At 58.8% G+C, this 2,582-nt stretch carries 1 protein-coding gene; it reads right to left on the reverse strand.

What is annotated here, in order from left to right; translation table 11 throughout:
- Nucleotides 1-1,919 (reverse strand): retention module-containing protein (locus tag AC1DRJ_RS24185; RefSeq protein WP_477804372.1); only part of this gene is annotated, 1,919 nt, incomplete at its 3' end.
- Nucleotides 1,920-2,582 lie beyond the last annotated feature (663 nt).

Genomic DNA, 2,582 nt, shown 5'->3' on the forward strand with positions numbered 1-2,582 from the left:
CCGTAAGTACCATTGATATTGGTACCCAGCCCGCCGACCGCCGGGGTCGACGTGTTACTGCCGGCACGTACGCCAATCACCGCCCCACTGCTATCCGGACCGTCGGCGCCAAACTTGTCGTTGTCCAGGACGCTGATATTGACCGTTGCACCTTCCACCGCACTGGCGGTGTTCGCCGCTGCGGTAGGCAGGTCGTCGACGATGTTGACATCGAGCGTGCCGTTGGCGGTGGTGCCGTTGTCGTCGACCACGGTGACGACGAACTGCTCAGGCAGCGAGTTGGCGCCGTTGCCGGTGGCGTGGGCTTCGTTGTCGGCCAGGGTGTAGCTGTAACTGACCACGCCCGTCGTGGTGTCGAACCCGGTGATGGTCAGCGTGCTGCCCAACGGAGTGACGGTCGACTGCGGGAAGCCCGCGGATACGCCACCGACCACCACGTTGATGCCGCCGACGCTCAGGGTCTGCACTCCGTCGAGAGCAGTGATGGTGAAGGTGCCGCTTTGGGTCAGAGCCGGGGTATCGGGGCTGCTGCCGTCACCAAGGTTTTTCTCGAAAACAGTGAGTTCGTCAGCGATACCATTGAGGCCGCCAATCGTGACCGGGTCATCGTTGTTGTGGATTTGCAGCACCAGGTTAGCGGTGCTGGTATCGCCATCCGCATCCGTCAGCGTGTAGGCGAAGGTTTCCGTGGCGCTGCCACCGCCGTGCAGCGTTTTGAAATCAGCGTCGCTGGTGTTCAGCGTGTAGGTGTAGGTGCCGTTGGGATTGAGCACCAGGGTGCCGTAGGTCCCGGTGAAGGTGCCGCCAATGACTGGGCCGCTGTTGGGGCCAACAGGAATGCGGTCTGCGCCCTGCGTGTCGTTCGGCAGCACACTGCCGGTCAGGGTCAGCAGGGTTTCCGATGCGGTATTGGCGTTGCTGTCATCGATGGCCTTGGGAACGTCGTCAGTGATATTGACGTCCAGCGTGCCGGTGACGGTGTCACCATTACTGTCGCCAGCCACCACAGTGAGCTGCTCGATAAAGGGGGTAGCGCCATCACCCGCTGGATGAAGGACGCTTCCATTCAGGGTAAAGCTGTAGCTCACCACACCAGTGGTTGGGTCGTACGTGATGGTCAGGGTGTTGCCCTGTGGCGTAGTGATTGTCTGGGGAACGCCCGCGGCCACCCCACCGGTGATGACGTTGATGCCGCCGATTCTCAGGCTGTTCAGCCCGTCCAGCGCCGAGATACTGAACGTGCCGCTCTGTGCCAACGCGCTCGGATTACTCGCGGATCCGCCGGGCAGGTTGGCTTCGTTGAAGGTCAGTTCCCCGCCCGCTACCGACAGGCCGCCGAGCGTGATCGGATTGTTGACGGGCGTTGGTGGAGGTGGCACGACGGCCGCAATGTCGTCGGCTCTCTGGATATCGGCATTGTGCCGTTCTTCGGGAAATTCCGGGATACCGCCAAACCCTGCCGTCGGGAAGCCAATCGTCGGATCGACACGCCCGCCCACTTCTTCCAGCATCACAAAACTGTGGCCGCCGCCCGCCGCACCGTTGCCCGCCGGGGTCGAGCCAGGCCCCGCCGCTGTGGCTTCAGCAGTCTGCGTTGGGTCAGCGCCCGCCGCGATAGCTTTTTGCAGTTGTTCGACATCAGTCAGCTGCACTTCGCTCGGCGAAACCGCCTCCAAGGTACCAACGTGCGGTATCTGATGCGCAAGTAGCTGCGGGCTCATCTGCTGGCTACTGCCACGCCCGAGGGTCAGTTCCTCGCCATTTTGCAGGCGAACCGCCACCGCGCCTTCGGCTCCGGTAACCAGCTCATCACCGGCGAACAATCGATCACCCTCGATCAACGCACGCCGGGTGCCGTCGCTCGCTACCGCGAACACCTGACCAATGACCTTACTGACGGTACCGATGAGCGTAGCCATGTGCATTTCCTCCGCTGCCAACAACCGCTGTCGGCATCCTGTTTTTTTCGAAGAAAGTGCTCAGGGATTAAAAAAGCTCGCTGCGCGGATCGCCTGCAGGACACGTTTACCTAAGTAAGCCGTTGCCCTGGCGATGAACTCGCCCAGCGTGTCGCACATCCGCAGCGTCGGCGTCAGTGGGATAAACCCTCTGCAATCATTGGCTTCGGGGCCCACTTGCGGCGCAACTCTCCTGGTGAACGATGCGTAACAGTCTTGAACCAATAAAGTGACAAAAAACCGTCACCAAAAAACCGTTACGCTGCCCTCCCCTCCAGCACTTCCCATCCCTATATCGATAAGTGGATTGGACTTTTCGAAAACCCCGTTAAAGCTCCCTAAAGCTGATAATTCAAAGGTTTTCGTCATGAACACTGTGCTGGATTTTGCTGAGGGCATAAGTTTTTTTTGGCATAAAGATAATGAGAAATATTTCTTAGCTAATCTCAAAAATGTTCTTAGCTCTGTTGTCACAAGGGTGAAACGATTTTACCTATAAATGTCGTCAAATAATTGGCGACCTATAAGCAACATCAGGTATTCAGGGAGATGTAAACATGCGCGTTTTAACCCCCGTTTGCAGCGCGGTTCTGCTGGCCATTGCCTACACGTCCAGTGCTCAAG

The organism is Pseudomonas sp. P5_B2, assembly GCF_056400445.1.